Below are 16,205 nucleotides of genomic sequence, written 5' to 3' on the forward strand. Positions count from 1 at the left end.
GGCCGGGGGCCGGGAAACCGGCCACGGCACGCCTCCACCACCCCGGACGAACCGCCGGGGCGCACGGGTGGCCTGCCGGTTCAGTCCCGGAGGGTCGCGAGCCAGCCGGTCAGCAGACGGTTGACCTCGTCGGGCCGCTCCTGCTGGATCCAGTGGCCGCAGCCTTCCAGGAGGTGACTGGCCGACAGGCCGGGCAGGGTGGCCGGGTAGGCGTCGACGGCGTCGGACATCCAGGTGGTGGAGGCGTCCAGGGTGCCGCCGATGAACAGCGACGGCTGCTCGACCGGGGCGCCGCGGTACGGGGCGAGGTCCTCCCAGTCCCGGTCCATGGCGCGGTAGCGGTTGAGCGCGCCGGTGAACCCGGTGCGTTCGAACTCCCCGGCGTAGACGTCGAGGTCGTCCTCGCTCAGCCAGGCCGGGAGGGCCCCCTCGGGGAAGCGGTCCCGCAGCCGGCCGCCGCCGCGGGCGACGAAGTGCGGGTCGGGCTCGTCCGGGGCGGGCATGGTGTCGGCGGACAGGGCCGCGTAGAAGCCCGCGAGCCAGCCCCGGACGTCGGGCTCGATCTCCGCCTCGGCGCGGCCGGGCTCCTGGAAGTAGGAGACGTAGAACTCCTGCTCGGGGCCGCCGATCCGGTCGAAGACGTCGGTGGGGCGGGGGCCGCCGGGGGGTGCGTAGGGGACGCTGAGCAGGGCGACCGCGCGGAACACCTCGGGGTGGAGCAGGGCGGAGGTGGAGGCGATCGTGGAGCCCCAGTCGTGGCCGACGACCACCGCGTTCTCCTCGCCGAGGGCGCGCACGACGGCGACGTTGTCCGCCACCAGGTCGAGCATCCGGCAGCCGTCGGGTCCCTCCGGCTTGGAGGAGCGGCCGTAGCCGCGCACGTCGATCGCCACCGCCCGGTGACCGGCCGCGGCGAGGGCCGGGAGCTGGCGGCGCCAGGAGTACCAGGACTCGGGGAAGCCGTGCACGAGCAGGACCAGCGGGCCGGTGCCCTGTTCGACCAGGTGCACGCGCCCGGCCGGGGTCTCCACGGTGCGGTGGCGGAGTGCGGAGGTCGGCTCGGGCTGCATGGGCTGCTCCTCGGTTCGCGGGCGGACGCCGCTGCCCCCCGATCATGCGGCGTGGCACCCGCCCGACGCGATCGCCCTTGCCAGGCTGGCAAACTCGCAGGACAGGGCGGTGGACCGGCGAGGCGGGAAGGAGCGGTGCAGGTGGCAGTCGACGACGTGGAGGACATGTCGGCCGCGATGGGGCCCCGGTTGCGGGCCGCGCGCGAGCAGCGCGGAGCGACGCTCGCCGCTGTCAGCTGTGCGACCGGCATCTCGGCCAGCACGCTGTCCCGGATCGAGACCGGCCGGCGCAGGCCCACCCTGGAGGTGCTGCTGCGGCTGTCGAAGGAGTACGGCGTCTCCCTGGACGAACTGGCCGGCACCGCGCCCGCCGCCGCGCCCGAGCGGCGGGGGCGGGCACCGCTGAGCTTCGGGGACGACAAGCTGGTGCTGCCGCTGACCCGGTACGTCGGCGGCCTGCACGCCCACAAGCACGTCCTGCCCGCCGTCGAGGGCCCGCCCGCGCGGCCCCGTCAGGTCTCCCACGACGGCCGCGAGTGGCTGTGCGTCCTGTACGGGCGGCTGTGGCTCGCGCTCGGCGACCAGGACCTCGTGCTGACCCCCGGAGACGTCGCCGAGTTCGACACCCGCACCCCGCACGGCGTGGCGAACGCCGGGCCCGGCGCCCCGGTCGAGTACCTGATCATGTTCGGCCCCCAGGGCGAACGCCTCCGGCTGCGCACCTCTCCGGCCCCGTCCCCCCATGCGTAGAGCCCCGACGACCTCCCGCCCTGACGCAGGATCAGGCCCTTTGCGGCAGGTGGTCGAGCCAGACGCGGTCGCGCAGTTCGATGCCGTCGATGAGGGTGCCGGGTGCGTAGCCGGTGCGGGCGGTGAAGGCATCCCGTTCGATCGTCCGCATACGGAATCCCTGCCGCTGGTAGAAGCGCAGGTTGCCGATGTCGGCCGCGGCGGTGGCGACCAGCAGCCGTCGTCCCGACTCGCGCGAGACCAGCTCGATCGCCCGGCGCACCAGACAGCTGCCCACGCCCGCGCGCTGGAGGTCTTCGCGTACGGCCATGTTCTTGATCTCGAAGGTGTCGGGCTGGTCGGTCCGCACCAGTTGCAGATGACCGATCACGTCCGTTCCCCGCAACGCGACGAGCACCTTCCCGTCCTCCAGGTAGGAGTCGAGTTGCGCCGGTGAGTCCTCGGCCAGTTCGAACAGCGGCCTGATGGCGCCCCGTGGGCCGTCGTACAGCACCACCCTCACCTCCTCCGCGGCGGCGGTCGGTGGGACCCCTCTGACCAGCACGGCGCGGGTGTACAGCAGGTGGAATCCCTGGCGCTGCACGTTCTGCTGGGACCTGGAGCCCGGCTGCGTGGTCACGACGGCGATGTCGCAGCCGGCGGCAGCGGCGTCGGCGAGCCGGGCCGAGAGCAGGGCCGTCTGCACACCGCGCCGGCGGTGGGACGGTACCGTCGCCGCACCCGTGAGCTGAGCGACGCCGTCCGCGACGCGGAGGCTGCCGCCGCCGGCGACGGTGCCGTCGCGCAGCGCGATGTAGGGCACCACGCCGGCCGCCGTGAAGTCCCGTTCGGCGTTCGCGAGCACCGCACGCGGGAAGTCCTCGTGCGAGGGGACTCCTTGCCCGTCGGGATGGGCGAACCCGTCGGCCACCGCGTCCAGCCACACCTCGAACTCGTCGTCGCGGGCCACCCGGACGTCGATTCCAGGAGAAGGCATCCGCTCGTACGTGCCGTCGAGGGCGAGCCCGAGCACGTTCTCGAACGACTCCAGCCGGTATCCGCGATCCGTCAGCAGGGCGCTGACCGCCGGGTCGGCCAGCTCGGACACCTCGGCCTGCACCGGAGCACCGCGAGCGGCGAGGGCACGCTCGATCTCGTCCAGTGCGGCCGCGTCGGGCACGCCGTCGAATCCGAGGCCGGCGATCTTGTTGAACGGTGAGCCGTCCTCGGCGAACGTGGCCACTCCGCCCGCCACCCGCAGCACGAAGCCGGTGCCGTCTCCCCGGCGCAGCCGGGCGGCTTCGGCTGCCGCGGCCATCAGCTGGGCCTCGCCTCGTTCGATGCGCTGCGCCAGGGCGACGTCGCAGAAGAGCGATGCCCGCTTCATGTCCGTCCGCATCCCGTTTCGACGCTCATGACCTGAGGCTAGCCGTCGCCTCCGGGCCGCAGCAGCCGAGTTTCTTACAGGACGCTCAACGGCGAGCTCACGGGCGGCATTTGGTCTCCACGGCATCCGGAGCGGCCGGTCAGCGCAGGCCGGCGAAGAGATCGTTCTCGGGCAGGGGCGCGCCGGTGGGGTCCTGGACCCGTACGAAGGTCTCCGTGCCCATCAGCTCGCCGAAGCGCTCCTTGCCCATCCTGAGGAAGAAGATGTTCTCGCCCTGGCTGGCGTGCGCGGCCAGCGCGTCGAACTTCTGGTCGCTGTACGCGGCGGTGTCCACCCAGGTGGTGATCTCGTCGTCGGGGAGGCCGATCTCGGCCAGCGCGGCGGCCTCCGCGGGGTCCGGCTCCGGCATGTCCTCACCGAACTCGCGCATGATCTCGCCGAACCGCCGCATCCCCGAGCGGGGCATCGTGGTCCAGTACACCTTCGGTGTCAGCGTGGTCATCTCCAGGGCGGCCATGGTGATGCGGTGGGCCTGGATGTGGTCGGGGTGGCCGTAGAAGCCGTTCTCGTCGTAGGTGACGACCACGTCGGGTCGGTAGTGCCGCATGAGCTCCGCGAGCCGGGCCGCGCCTTCCTGCACGGGGGTCTGCCAGAAGGAGCCGGGGGCGTCGTTGCCCGGCCAGCCGGCCATTCCGGAGTCGGCGTAGTCCAGCATCTCCAGGTCACTGATCTTCAGGACCCCGCAGCTCGCCTCGAGTTCCTGCCGGCGCATCGCCGCGACCGCCGCCGGATCGTGCCCGGGGTCGCCCGGCTTGACGCCGCCCGGTCCGTCACCGCAACCGCCGTCGGTACATGTCACGAGAACCGTGCGGATGCCCTCCGCCGCGTACCGCGCGAGGACTCCTCCGGTGCCGGTGGCCTCGTCGTCGGGGTGGGCGTGCACTGCCATGAGCGTCAACGGCCGGTCAGTCATGAAAAACAGTCCTCCTGAAAAGACGTTCTGGTCCAGGTGCCCCCGCCGGTGCGGCGCCGGGCCGGTCCCTCGGCCGTTGCAACCGTGCCGACCGGACCGGCTGTTCCCGGCACGGCCGATCGGCCTTTCACGCTTCGACGTACACGAACCGAGGAGAGCACCGCCCATGTCCAGGTCCGCACCGCGCACGGCATACCGGCCCGCGGCGCGGAGGCGACCGCCTTCCCGTCGTACGGGGATGCGGCGACCGCCCTCGGCGCCGTGCAGAGCCGTCAGTCCAGGTCGGGCAACGGCCGCCGGGCGACCTCGTGGGCGTCGTCCGGGGCGACGCCCAGCATCCGCAGGACCATCTCGGCGAGGTGCACCGCGGCCTCGTCACCGTCCACGTCGGGGCGGGCGAATCGGAGCTCCGCCAGGGACAGCAGGGTGCCGCCCAGTGCGGACAGGGCCACCACCGGCTCGACGGCCGTGAAGCGGCCGGAGGCGATGCCGGTCTGGAGATCGCGCAGTGCCCGGACGGCCAGGCCGTTGCCCGAGTGGAGGTGGCCGAGGCCGCGGCGGCGCAGGACCTGCATGAGCTCGGGGTGGGAGTCGGCCATGCGGGCGCTGAGCCGGAAACCCGCCGCGACGAGTTCCGCCGGGTCGTCGATCCCGGTCAGGTGCTCGTCGAAGGTGCGGCCGAACTCCTCCAGGGCGTCCACCACGGCCGCCTCGAACAGCTCCGTCTTGGACTCGAAGTGGTTGTAGAAGGAGCCGAAGCCGACGTCCGCGCGCTCGGCGATCGCCTGGATGCTGGCGCTGGTGTCCCCGGTCTCGGCGAGTATCTGCCGGGCGGCGCGAATGAGCGCGCGACGGGTCTCGGCGCGGCGCCGCTCGAACCGGTTGCTGGGCGGGGCTGACGTGGGCATGGGCCGAGTGTAACTGCGGGGCCCACCACTGCCACAGTTCTGATGAAATCCTCAATCAATGACGGTCGATCTATTGACGAGGTTCTCGTCAGTGATGATGATTTCCTCACCAAGGCAACGTCGCTCGGAGGGCACCATGTCTGACACTCGCGTGGCCCAAGCCGCCGTCGCGACGCCCCACCAGGACCTCCACAGCGAGCAGGGCGCCCTGCGCGGCGAACATCCCGGTCGCTCACGGAACCCCGTGATCAAGGTGGCGGACCTGGCGTGGCTGGAGTTCGAGAAGCCCGACCTGGACCGGGCGGAGGTCTTCGCCCGCGACTTCGGCTTCGGCGTCGCCGCCCGTACCGCGAGCGAGCTGTGGCTGCGGGGCACCTTCGCCGGCCCGCCCTGCATGGTGATCCGGCGCGGACGCACGTCCCGTTTCATCGGCCCGGCGTTCCGGGCGGCCGAGCGGGCCGACCTGGACCGGCTGGCCCGTGCGACGGGCCGGAGCGTGCGGGACGCGGACGGGCCCGGCGGCGGCAAGGTGGTCGACCTGCTCGACCCCTCCGGCGTCCCGGTGCGGGTCGTGCACTGCGCCGAACAGCTCCCCGAACTGCCGGGGCAGCGGGCGCAACTGCTCAACTTCGGCACGGACCACCGCCGTGTCGACGCGACGCAGCGCCCGCCGCGAGAGCCGTCCCGCATCCAGCGGCTGGGTCATGTGGTGCTGGAGACAGGGATGTTCGCCCGCGCCCTGGACTGGTACCTGGACACCCTCGGGATGATCGTGTCGGACTTCCTGTTCCTGGACGGGCAGCGCGGGCGCGGCCCCACGATGGCGTTCATCCGCTGCGACCTGGGCACCGTGCCCGCCGACCACCACACGCTCGCGATGCACCTGGGACCGGGGACGGGATACGTCCACTCCGCCTACCAGGTCACCGACCTGGACTCGATCGCGGCGGGCGGTGAGTACCTGGCCGAGCGCGGCTACCGGCGCAGCTGGGGCATCGGCCGGCACATCCAGGGCAGCCAGCTCTTCGACTACTGGCGCGACCCCGACCGCCTCATGCTGGAGCACTTCGCCGACGGCGACCTGTTCTCCTGCGACGTGGAGCCGGGCTGGGCGCCGATGTCGGCGAGCGGGCTGGCCCAGTGGGGCCCGCCGGCCACCCGTGACTTCCTGGGCGCGAGCCCGTCCCCCGCCAAGGTCCGCGAGGTGCTGCACGCCCTGCGCGGCGACAACGAACTCGACGTCGAACGTCTGCTGGGCCTGATGAAAGCGATGAACTCATGAGCACCAACATCCTGCGCACCGACGGCAGTTGGTGGGTCGTCCGCGGTGAGCACGCCGTCCGCGTCGACACCGAGGCCGTCACCACCGCCGAACTGATCGCCGACCGTGACGCCGTACGCGCGGCGGCTCTCTCCGGCGAGCCGGGCACACCCGTTTCCGGCCTGACAGCGCTCTCGCCGGTCACCACCCCGTGCCGGGTGGTGGCCCAGATGGTCAACTACCGCAGCCACGCCCGTGATTCGGGCTTCACCGGCGACATCCCGCCCGCCTTCTTCCGCAAGGCGTCCGGCTCGGTCAGCGGCCCGGGCGAGGCCGTCGTCCGCCCCTCCCATGTGCGGTTCCTCGACTACGAGATCGAACTCGGCCTGGTCATGGGGGCGTCGCTGCCCGTCGGCACCGTCGTCGAGGAGCGGGACCTGCCGTCCTGCGTCGCCGGGCTCGTGGTCACCAACGACGTCAGCGCCCGTGAGGTCCAGCTGACCAAGACGCAGTTCTACGAGAGCAAGTCCTACCCGACCTTCACCCCGACCGGCCCCTACCTGGCCCTGCTGGAGCCGGAGGACTTCGCCCACCTCCTCGACCTGCGGCTGAAGCTGTCCGTCAACGGGGAACTGCGCCAGGACCGCACCCTCGCCGACATGATCGTCCGCCCGGCGCAGGCCCTCACGCTGCTGGCCCGCTTCCAGACCCTCGACCCCGGCGACCTGCTGCTCACCGGCACCCCCGGCGGCACGGCCCTCAAGGCCCCGCCGAAACCGGTCGAGAAGATCGGCGCCCTGCTGCCGCCCGCGGTGAAGTGGAAGGCGTTCTTCAAGTCCCAGGCCAAGAACCCCCACTACCTGCGGCACGGCGATGTCGTCACCGCCTCCATCGCCACCCCGGACGGCCGGATCGACCTGGGCGAGCAGCGCACGCCCGTGGCCGACGCCCACTGAGACGACGGAAGCGAGCCGCACATGACCGGCCGGCACAGCTCGGCAGACGTACCCGTGGTGATCGTCGGCGCCGGACCGGCGGGCGTCACCGCCGCCCTGCTGCTCGCCCGGCGCGGGGTGCCCACCGTCGTCCTGGAACGCCACCGGGACGTCTACCCCCTGCCCCGGGCCGTCGCCACCGACGACGAGGTGTGCAGGATTCTCCAGGCCGCCGGCATCGCCGACGAGTTCGCCGCCGTCGCCCGTCCCGCGCGCGGCCTCAGACTGCTGGACGCCCGGCACCGGATGATCGCCGAGTTCCGGCGGTCCCCGTACGGCCACCACGGCTTCCCGCAGACCAGCATGTTCGACCAGCCCGAGCTGGAGCGGCTGCTGCGCGAGGCGCTCGCCCGGCGCCCGGAGTGCGAGCTGCGGGGCGGGGCAGAGGTGACGGCGGTCGAGCAGCCCGCCCACGGGCCGGTCCGCGTCACCTACCGCGACGACGACGGCGAGCACCTGCTGCTCGCGGACGCCGTCCTCGGCTGCGACGGCGCGGGCAGCCGCACCCGCGACGCGATCGGCGCGGGATGGGAGGACCTGCGCTTCGAGGAGGACTGGACCGTCATCGACGTGACGACGAAAGCCGCCGTCCGCTGCTGGGAGGGCGTCGACCAGGTCTGCGACCCGCACCGCCCGGCGACGTTCATGCGGATCGGTGAGGACCGTTACCGCTGGGAGTTCCGGCTGCGTACGGGGGAGGGCCTCGACGGCCCCGGCGGGCGGGAGCGACTGCGCGAGCTGGTCGCCCCCTGGGTGGACGTCTCCCGCCTCTCCCCGGCCGACGGCTTCCACGTCGTCCGGCAGGCCCAGTACACCTTCCGGGCCCGCATCGCCGACCGCTGGCGTCTCGGCCGCGTCTTCCTCCTCGGCGACGCCGCCCACCTCACCCCGCCGTTCGTCGGACAGGGCCTGTGCTCGGGGCTGCGCGACGCCTACAACCTGACCTGGAAGCTCGCCCGCGTCCTGACACAGGGCGCCGACGAACGACTGCTGGACACCTACGAGCGGGAACGCAAGCCCCACGCCCGCCACGTGATCCGCCTCGCGGTCGCCACCGGCTGGGCCATGACCGGCGGTCAGGACCGCGCCGCCGCCCTGCGCCGCACCGCCGTCGCCGCGGCCTGCCGCATCCCCGGCGTGACGGGTGCGGCGAGCCGGGACCTCAGCCGCCCGCTGCGCGCCGGTTCGCTCGTACGCCGCAGCCGGCTCGGCGGCACTCTCTGCCCGCAGCCCCGGGTGACGGCCGAGGACGGACAGCATGTCCGGCTCGACGACGTCCTCGGCGACTCCTTCGCCGTGCTGACCGCGGTGCCGCTGCCGCCCGCACTCCGCGCGCTCACCGACGGACTCGGCGCCCGCGTCGTCGACGTGCACGACACCGGCGACGACGGCACCCTCGCCGCCTGGCTGCGCGCGGGCCGTGCCGACGCCGTCCTGCTGCGCCCCGACCGCGTCGTGATGGACGTCGTCCCGGCAGGCGGCGGCGGCTTCACCGGCGTCACCGCCTGGGCGCCCCTGCTGTGCACCACCCGAGGGCCCGTCGCACAGCCCATGTCCGCACCTCTGCCGAGGAGTTCCGCGCGATGACCACGCCGTACGCCATCCCCTTCTGGCCCCCGGACCCGGAAGCCGCCGCACGCAGCCGGACCGCCGACTTCGGCCGCTGGGCCGCCCGGCACCGAGGCGTCGCGGCCGACCCCTCCGACTACTCCGCACCGCACCGCTGGAGGCCCCGGTCGGACGTCTGCTCAGCGGCACGAGCAGCCGGGTCTTCCCCGGACCGCACGCCACGCGGGCCGGACGAAGTCCGCACCTGCTCACCAAGATTCTGTCAGACTTGATAATTAACTCAACACTTTCCCTCGGTCAGCCGCTCGACCACCCCCCACCGCACTCACTGAGGCCCCATGACCACCACCTCCCGCCAGGACACAGCGCCCTCCGTCGCCACCGGCCGCGCCGGAACCCGCGGCGTGCTGTTCGCGATGTGCCTGTCACTCGTCCTGGTCGTCGCGTCCGTCTCCGCCCTCAACCTGGCCCTGCCCGACCTGGCCATCGACCTGTCGGCCTCCAACGGGGCGCTGACCTGGATCGCCGACGCCTACACCGTCGCCCTGGCCGCCCTCGTGCTGCCGCTCGGCGCGCTCGGCGACCGCCTCGGCCGCCGCAATGTGCTCATCGCCGGCACGCTCGTCTTCGGCGCCGCGTCCCTGGCCGCCTCGTTCGCGGACTCCACGAGCACGCTGATCGTCTGGCGCGCAGTCATGGGCTTCGGCGCCGCGATGATCATGCCGGGGACGCTGTCGACGATCACCGCGGCCTTCCCGCCCGAGCAGCGCGCCAAGGGCGTGGCCACGTGGTCGGGCTTCGCGGCGGCCGGCGCGATCATCGGCATGCTCGCCGCCGGGGCCCTGCTGGAGCAGTTCTCCTGGCGCTCGATCTTCGTCGCCGGCGCCGCCGTCGCCCTGGCCGCCGCGCTCGCGGCCGCCCTGCTGGCCCCCAACACCAAGGACACCCACCCGCACCGCCCCGATGCCGCCGGGGCGATCACCACGGCCGTGGCCATCGGCACCCTGGTCTTCGCCATCATCGAGGGCAACGAGCAGGGCTGGACGGAACCCGTGGTGATCGGCGCCTTCGTCGTCACGACCGGGTCCTTCGCCGCCTACGCCTACCTCGGCATGCGCACCGAACACCCGCTGCTGGACCCCGCCCTGTTCGGCATCCGCGGCTTCCGGGCCGGCGCCATCACGGTCCTGGTGCAGTTCATGGCCGTCTTCGGCTTCTTCTTCGTCGGCCTGCAGTACCTGCAACTCATCCTGGACTACAGCCCGTTGAAGGCCGCCGTCGCCCTCGTCCCGGTCGCGCTGGCGGTCCTGCCCACCTCCCTGCTCACCCCGCACCTGGTCCACCGGTTCGGCATGAAGGCGGTCATGTCCGCCGGCCTGCTCCTGCTCGCCGCCGGCCTGTACGCCATCTCCTTCCTCGACGCCGACTCCGGCTACCTGCCCTTCCTCGGCGGCCTGATCCTGGCGGGCCTCGGCATCGGCCTGAGCGGTGCCGTCGGCACCGCGGCCATCACCGGCTCCCTCGGCCAGGGTCAGCAGGGCGTCGCCTCCGCCATGAACGACACCACCCGCGAGGTCGGTTCGGCGGTCGGCATCGCCCTCATGGGTTCGATCTACGGCAGCCACTACCGCTCCTCGCTCCCCGACTCGGTCTCCCGACTCCCCGCCGACGCAGCCGAGTCCGTACGCCACTCGGCAGCCGCCGGCCTCCCCGTCGCCGACCGGCTCGGCGAGCGGGGCCCGGCCCTCGCCGACGCCGTCAAGAGCGCGTTCATGGACGGCCTGTCCGCCTCCCTGATCGCCGTGAGCGTCGTCGTCCTCGCCGCAGCGATCGGCGCCCTGCTGCGCGCACCGAAAACACCGCCAACGACCGACTGACCCCCCGGCGACGGCAGGGACAGCGGGCTGCGGGAGGGGCAGCGGGCTGCGGGAGGGACAGCGAGATGAGGCCAGGACGAGCTGCGGTCAGGACAGCGAGCTGCGGCCAGGCAATCGACCCGGGTGTCCCTGAGCGGCTCCATCTGGTCCGTCAGTGGTGCGGGTGCCGAGGACTGCCCCAGTGGGGAAAGCGTCGATGCAGGCGCTCAGCGCCTCCAAGAAGCGGTCCAGGGCGGCGTTCTCCCCCTGCTCGCCCCGCGCTCCACGAAGTCGTCCACGGTACGCGCCCGTGTGTTCAGGCGGAGGTGTGTTCAGACGGAGCCGGAGCCGGCACGGCCCGCCGTTTCGCCGGCGGCACGACGGTACTCGGCGTTGATGCGCTGCGCTTCCTCGAGCTGGTCCTCGAGGATGACGATGCGGCACGCGGCCTCGATCGGAGTCCCCTTGTCGACGAGCTCCCGGGCGCGCGCGGCGATCCGCAGTTGGTAACGGGAGTACCGGCGATGTCCTCCCTCCGAGCGGAGCGGAGTGATCAGACGAGCCTCACCGATGGCTCGGAGGAACGCCGGGGTGGCGCCGAGCATCTCGGCTGCCCGGCCCATCGAGTACGCGGGGTAGTCGTCGTCGTCCAGACGATCATTCAGGGGGTTGTCCGATGTCATGTCACCTCGCTGTGCAACGCGTCGAGGGGCCCTGGCGCCGTACGGCACCAGGGCCCCGAAGGAAATTGAACACCATCTGTCGGCCCTACTGCTGTGCCGACCTTCTGTCTCCGCTACCCGGCTCGGCAGAGGGGGGTGCGGGGGGATCGCAGCTGCTTGACCGGGGACCACCATCCATTCCGGGGTCTTGCGGTACCCGACCGAGTGCTTCTCGGGCCGGGCGATCCTGATGGCGTCTGCTCCTCCGTTCCTCTCTGAACCAACCACTGATGGAACCGGTACTGCTGTCGGCAGCTCCTCGACTTACGAGCCGCCCAGTGCGGGCTCTCAGCCTCGTCACCGTTCTCGAAACACTCTGGCTTCGAGGCTCGGGAGCCGCACTGACCTGCGTACTTCGTATTCAGCTACCCGCCAGTTCGTGTCTGGCGGGTCTCATCGACCTTGTCTACGAGAAGAACTGTACCCATGACAGGGAGGAAAAGCTACCCCGGCAAGAACAGATTTAGCTCGTCCGGCGGGAGAAGAACTCTGCCGCGCCCGGCCCCACGGGTGGGCCGCATAAGCTTTGCTGCCATGTCGAACCCTGATGAGCTGCTCGTCGCCATCTCCGCCGCGGTGGAGTCCGAGCGAAGCAATCAGATGGCGCTGACCGTGGTCGTCGGCGGCGCCGTCATCACCGGCCGTCTGGCTCCCGAGGCCGTATGGAGGGAGCGCGTGGCGGAGGTCCTGAAGGACTCGGACCGTCTCGGCCCGTTCTCGGACGTCTTCGCGCGCAACCCGCGCGGGAACCGGGCCGATCCTGAGAACCGGTCCGATCATGACGAGGCACCCACGCATCTGCACTTCCATCTCGCCCGGATCCTGCAGGGCACCCTCGGGATCCCGGAGACAGGTGGCATGTACCGGGTCGCGATCAAGGACGTCAGTGCATGGTCCGTGGGAGATCTCATCCACTTCGACCGGTGAGACGCCGTCCTGCTCGCGTTGCCCGGCCGGTGCTTTCCGAGCCGGACGGCGGCACAGCGATGGGGCCCTGCCGACGCGCGTCGGCAGGGCCCCATCGGGACTTCGAGGGCGGTCTCCCGCCCGTTCTCACACGGCCACGGGTCGGTCATGGCAGGTGAAGCCCAGCCGTGTCAGGGCCCGACTGACCTCGCGGGCGGTGAAGTCCCGCGGGTCCTGTCGCGTGATGACCTGGCCCACCTGCTTGACGGGGTAGCGGCGGCGGCCGATGGTCACGGACTCACCCGTGACGATCTCGGGCCTGACGCCCCTCATCGAGGCCAGCACCCCGGCCTTGGTCAGGTCGAACGGGTATCGGGCGATGACACAGCGCATGATGCCTCACAGCAGAGAAGTCGCGGGGAGAGGGAGAACGGGCGCCCGGGGCCGAGACGGATCAGCACGACAGGGCGGGTACGCCCGGAACCCGCCCGTACTCACCCACGCCGCCCGAGCGGCCGCCGGGCAAGGGCAGCGTTTCGGCGAGGACGTCCCGCAGACGGATCCGGTCGGTGTAGGTGTCACTCTCGCGAAGATCGGCGAGCCGGAGCAGCGTGATCAGAGCTGTGCTCCGGTTGTCCCCGTCGCACACGGTCAGGTACTCGACCCGGGCACTCGCCATGACGGCCAGAGCCACCTCGACGGTCATGTCGTCGCACACCCGAGGCCCGTGCCCTTCGCTGTCCTCGACCGCGGTCACGGGAGCGGGGCGCGGCATGCCGTACTGCGTTCGCGTCGGCGTCAAAGGTGTCTCCTTCGGTGGGGGGTGGTCGGGTCGGGCGGCCCTTGTGGCCCAGGAGACCGTTGCGTCTCGCGAGAGGTCAGAAGGTCCTTGGAGAGTGCGTCGGCCTAGGCGGCCGAGTTGTTGCCGGGCCGCCGCTGTGTCCTGCGGCGCCCCCGCGCGCCGACGGGTCGGCCCTGGCCCGTGCGGCCCTGGCGGTCCCGGGACGGCGAAGACGTGCGGCGGGTGCGTTCCGCGACAGGCGCGGTGATGACCACAGGGACCCCGGAGGGTGCTTGCGCGCCGGTGATGCGGCTCAGCTCCGCCTCACCCGAGCGGACCGGGGTGATGCGCGGGCTGATGCCGGCCGAGGCCATCAGCCGGGTCATGCCGCGGCGTTGGCGGGGTGTCACCAGGGTGACGACGCTGCCGGACTCCCCGGCGCGGGCCGTACGGCCGCCGCGGTGCAGATAGTCCTTGTGATCGCTGGGCGGATCCACGTTGACGACCAGGTCGAGGCTGTCGATGTGGATGCCGCGGGCCGCGACGTTGGTGGCCACCAGGACGGTGACGTGGCCGTCCTTGAACTGCGCGAGGGTCCGGGTGCGCTGCGGCTGGGAGCGGCCACCGTGCAGGGCCGCGGCGCGGACACCGCTGTTCAGCAGGTGCTTCGTCAGCCGGTCCACGGCGTCCTTGGTGTCCAGGAACATGATGACCCGGCCGTCCCGGGCCGCGATCTCGGTGGTCGTGCGGTGCTTGTCCGCGTCGTGCACGTGGAGGACATGGTGCTCCATCGTGGTGACGGCACCGGCCGACGGGTCGACGGAGTGCACCACCGGGTCGGTCAGGTAGCGGCGGACCAGCAGGTCGACGTTGCGGTCCAGGGTGGCCGAGAACAACATCCGCTGGCCCTCGGGGCGCACTTGGTCGAGCAGTGCGGTGACCTGGGGCATGAAGCCCATGTCGGTCATCTGGTCGGCCTCGTCGAGCACCGTGACGTCGACGTCGGCGAGTCGGCAGGCGCCCCGGTCGATGAGGTCCTTGAGGCGACCGGGCGTCGCGACGACCACCTCCGCGCCGGTCCGCAGCGCACCGGCCTGCCTGCCGATGGACATTCCGCCGACGACGGTGGCAAGCCTCAGGCTCACGGAGCGGGCATAGGGAGCGAGCGCGTCGGTGACCTGCTGGGCCAGCTCACGGGTGGGGACGAGAATCAGGGCCAGCGGCCGACGCGGCTCGGCGCGCCGGCCCGCCGTACGGGCCAGTACCGCAAGGCCGAAGGCGAGGGTCTTGCCCGACCCGGTGCGGCCACGGCCCAGTACGTCACGGCCGGCCAGGGAGTTGGGCAGGGTCGCCGCCTGGATCGGGAACGGTGCTGTCACGCCTTCATGGCCGAGCGTGGCCAGCAACGGCGCCGGCATGGCGAGATCGGCGAACGACTCGACAGCGGGCAACGCGGGCGTGACCGTCTCCGGCAGGGCGAACTCGCCCGGCGCCGGCCGCCGGTTTTCGTGACCGTTGGAACGGCGCGGAGCGCCGGAGCGGCCCGCGGCGGCGTTTCCTCCGAAGCGGTCATGTGTGCGATTGGCGCGTGCGCGAGTGGTACGTGCGCGGTTCATGCGGAACCTTCCTCGATGCGGGCACGTATCAAGGAATTTCCGCAGCAGAAAGAGCGGCGCAGAGAATCGCGAGAACGGGCCGAAAATGCCAGGGGGGAATCACCCTGAGAATGAAACGAGCTGGGGCCCGCACCCCAAGGTGCGGGCCCCAGCTGCGAAGTATGCGTCGGTGCCGGTGCGTCAGGCGGGAACGATGTTCTCGGCCGTCGGGCCCTTCTGGCCCTGCGCGATGTCGAACGACACCTTCTGGCCTTCCAGCAGCTCGCGGAAGCCCTGGGTGGCGATGTTCGAGTAGTGGGCGAAGACGTCAGCGCCGCCGCCGTCCTGCTCGATGAAGCCGAAGCCCTTTTCCGCGTTGAACCACTTCACAGTGCCAGTAGCCACGTTGTTGTTTCCCCTTCGGAGGCGGAGTACGGGAATACGCCCTGTGCGCATTCCGTGTCGCCGTGATGATCGGCCGTCGGAAAAACCTACTGGCAACCACACCTGCAACTGAGTTCGACAGTAGCACGGCGAGATCTGCCGTGCGGGGTGAATAATCCCGCTCCGCCGGGTGATCGAGGAATACTCACCGTACCCCGTACCTATTTCTCATTTCGCGAGCACAGATATTGCTCTCCGCGGGCGCGGCTTTCCGGCCGGGTGTTCCGCCTGAAGCCCTCTGACCTCCCTCGACGGGCCGTGCCCCGCTGCCGCTGCCGTCAGCGGACGGCGCACGCTCCTCCGGCTGGAGACGACGGGGTCGCGGGAAGGTGTCCTGGATGGTGCGTGGCGGCCGCGGTCGTGCAACGCCGGTGCCGACCTGCCGGAGCTGCCCGATCCGCTGAGCGCCCTCACCTCCCCCGTGGTTGCGCACGGGCATCCACCTCGCAGCCGTGGCGAACGTGCCCTGGTGTGCCGTCCGCGGGTGAGCGGTCGCGCCGTAGTTGACCGCGGGGCACCGGTCGCTCTGGGCGCGAGCCCCCTGCGCATTGAGATCGCGCACTGACCCTTGCGCCGGATACCCATGGGGGGTATACAGGAGTCCGTCGATCACATACCCCCTGGGGGTATTGGGAATCCATGGAGGATCTCATGTCGGGTTGCTGCACCCCGGGCGGAAGCTGCCACGCGAGCACCGCCAACACGGTCGTCTACAAGGTCGAGGGCATCGGCAGCGCGCACTGCCAAGGCGTCGTCACCGATGCGGTGAGTGCCTTGGACGGGGTCACCGCCGTGACGGTCGAGATCGGGACCGGACTGGTCACCGTGACGACCGCCGCCGAGGCCGACGAGGCGTTCGACGCGCTGATCGCCGCGAACGTCGACGAGGCCGGCTACGACTTCGCGGGCAGAGTGCCCGCCTGATCCGCCCGGCCGCACCGGGCCCCTATTTCCCTCTTCTTCACGAGAGGTCAGTCATGTCAAGCGTCAATCCGCGCCGTTGGTGGGC

Annotated in this window: 17 protein-coding genes; 8 read left to right on the forward strand and 9 right to left on the reverse strand. The window is 71.5% G+C overall.

The features are described 5' to 3' along the window. Nucleotides 1-80 precede the first annotated feature (80 nt). Nucleotides 81-1,070 carry an alpha/beta fold hydrolase gene (locus tag DI272_RS23970; RefSeq protein ID WP_109497345.1) on the reverse strand — a complete coding sequence of 330 codons (990 nt, stop codon included), beginning with the start codon at nucleotides 1,068-1,070 and terminating at the stop codon, nucleotides 81-83. Nucleotides 1,071-1,211: 141 nt separating this feature from the next. Here DI272_RS23970 and DI272_RS23975 point away from each other — a divergent pair, with 141 nt between their 5' ends. Next, nucleotides 1,212-1,820 carry a helix-turn-helix domain-containing protein gene (locus DI272_RS23975; protein WP_109501004.1) on the forward strand — a complete coding sequence of 203 codons (609 nt, stop codon included), beginning with the start codon at nucleotides 1,212-1,214 and terminating at the stop codon, nucleotides 1,818-1,820. A 31-nt stretch (nucleotides 1,821-1,851) separates the two neighbouring features. Here the strand turns inward: DI272_RS23975 and DI272_RS23980 are convergent, their stop codons facing one another. The 3 genes from DI272_RS23980 to DI272_RS23990 all read right to left on the reverse strand — a co-directional run bounded on the left by DI272_RS23980 (nucleotide 1,852) and on the right by DI272_RS23990 (nucleotide 5,067). Then, nucleotides 1,852-3,186, reverse strand: a complete 1,335-nt coding sequence (locus DI272_RS23980) for a GNAT family N-acetyltransferase (protein ID WP_258314646.1) — start codon at nucleotides 3,184-3,186, stop codon at nucleotides 1,852-1,854. A gap of 139 nt (nucleotides 3,187-3,325) precedes the next feature. After that, the gene (locus tag DI272_RS23985; protein ID WP_109497347.1) at nucleotides 3,326-4,159 is read right to left on the reverse strand and encodes a PIG-L family deacetylase; all 834 of its coding nucleotides are present in this window, start codon (nucleotides 4,157-4,159) and stop codon (nucleotides 3,326-3,328) included. Nucleotides 4,160-4,431: 272 nt separating this feature from the next. Further along, the gene (locus tag DI272_RS23990; protein WP_109497348.1) at nucleotides 4,432-5,067 is read right to left on the reverse strand and encodes a TetR/AcrR family transcriptional regulator; all 636 of its coding nucleotides are present in this window, start codon (nucleotides 5,065-5,067) and stop codon (nucleotides 4,432-4,434) included. Between the two features lie 136 nt (nucleotides 5,068-5,203). On the opposite strand from DI272_RS23990, the gene DI272_RS23995 reads away from it, so the two are divergent. From DI272_RS23995 to DI272_RS24010, 4 genes are all read left to right on the forward strand, one after another. Continuing rightward, nucleotides 5,204-6,349: a VOC family protein gene (locus DI272_RS23995; protein ID WP_109497349.1), complete on the forward strand. Its 1,146-nt coding sequence runs from the start codon at nucleotides 5,204-5,206 to the stop codon at nucleotides 6,347-6,349. After that, on the forward strand, nucleotides 6,346-7,284 hold the full coding sequence (locus DI272_RS24000) for a fumarylacetoacetate hydrolase family protein (protein ID WP_109497350.1): 939 nt from the start codon (nucleotides 6,346-6,348) through the stop codon (nucleotides 7,282-7,284). The genes DI272_RS23995 and DI272_RS24000 overlap by 4 nt, the downstream gene beginning before the upstream one ends. Nucleotides 7,285-7,305: 21 nt before the next feature. Next, entirely contained in the window at nucleotides 7,306-8,910 is a 1,605-nt protein-coding gene (locus DI272_RS24005; protein ID WP_109497351.1) for a bifunctional 3-(3-hydroxy-phenyl)propionate/3-hydroxycinnamic acid hydroxylase, read from the forward strand. 320 nt (nucleotides 8,911-9,230) lie between these two features. Next, nucleotides 9,231-10,769, forward strand: a complete 1,539-nt coding sequence (locus DI272_RS24010; RefSeq protein ID WP_109497352.1) for an MFS transporter — start codon at nucleotides 9,231-9,233, stop codon at nucleotides 10,767-10,769. A gap of 311 nt (nucleotides 10,770-11,080) precedes the next feature. Here DI272_RS24010 and DI272_RS24015 read toward each other — a convergent pair whose 3' ends face one another. After that, nucleotides 11,081-11,431 (reverse strand): MerR family transcriptional regulator, encoded by a 351-nt coding sequence (locus tag DI272_RS24015; RefSeq protein WP_109497353.1) that lies wholly within the window; start codon nucleotides 11,429-11,431, stop codon nucleotides 11,081-11,083. Nucleotides 11,432-12,004: 573 nt separating this feature from the next. Between DI272_RS24015 and DI272_RS24020 the strand changes: the two genes are divergently transcribed. Beyond that, the gene (locus tag DI272_RS24020) at nucleotides 12,005-12,397 is read left to right on the forward strand and encodes a hypothetical protein (protein ID WP_109497354.1); all 393 of its coding nucleotides are present in this window, start codon (nucleotides 12,005-12,007) and stop codon (nucleotides 12,395-12,397) included. 126 nt (nucleotides 12,398-12,523) lie between these two features. Here DI272_RS24020 and DI272_RS24025 read toward each other — a convergent pair whose 3' ends face one another. The 4 genes from DI272_RS24025 to DI272_RS24040 form a co-directional block, all read right to left on the reverse strand. Then, entirely contained in the window at nucleotides 12,524-12,769 is a 246-nt protein-coding gene (locus DI272_RS24025; protein ID WP_109497355.1) for an SCO5918 family protein, read from the reverse strand. Nucleotides 12,770-12,830: 61 nt separating this feature from the next. Next, nucleotides 12,831-13,151 (reverse strand): hypothetical protein, encoded by a 321-nt coding sequence (locus DI272_RS24030; RefSeq protein ID WP_109497356.1) that lies wholly within the window; start codon nucleotides 13,149-13,151, stop codon nucleotides 12,831-12,833. A 131-nt stretch (nucleotides 13,152-13,282) separates the two neighbouring features. Continuing rightward, on the reverse strand, nucleotides 13,283-14,773 hold the full coding sequence (locus DI272_RS24035; RefSeq protein ID WP_181387304.1) for a DEAD/DEAH box helicase: 1,491 nt from the start codon (nucleotides 14,771-14,773) through the stop codon (nucleotides 13,283-13,285). 180 nt (nucleotides 14,774-14,953) lie between these two features. Next, nucleotides 14,954-15,157 (reverse strand): cold-shock protein, encoded by a 204-nt coding sequence (locus DI272_RS24040; protein ID WP_028799214.1) that lies wholly within the window; start codon nucleotides 15,155-15,157, stop codon nucleotides 14,954-14,956. A gap of 373 nt (nucleotides 15,158-15,530) precedes the next feature. On the opposite strand from DI272_RS24040, the gene DI272_RS44910 reads away from it, so the two are divergent. Further along, the gene (locus DI272_RS44910) at nucleotides 15,531-15,761 is read left to right on the forward strand and encodes a hypothetical protein (protein ID WP_375138117.1); all 231 of its coding nucleotides are present in this window, start codon (nucleotides 15,531-15,533) and stop codon (nucleotides 15,759-15,761) included. Nucleotides 15,762-15,847: 86 nt separating this feature from the next. After that, the gene (locus DI272_RS24045; RefSeq protein WP_109497357.1) at nucleotides 15,848-16,120 is read left to right on the forward strand and encodes a heavy-metal-associated domain-containing protein; all 273 of its coding nucleotides are present in this window, start codon (nucleotides 15,848-15,850) and stop codon (nucleotides 16,118-16,120) included. Nucleotides 16,121-16,205: the final 85 nt, after the last annotated feature.

The sequence above is a fragment of the Streptomyces sp. Act143 genome, assembly GCF_003143935.1.
GTDB lineage: Bacteria > Actinomycetota > Actinomycetes > Streptomycetales > Streptomycetaceae > Streptomyces.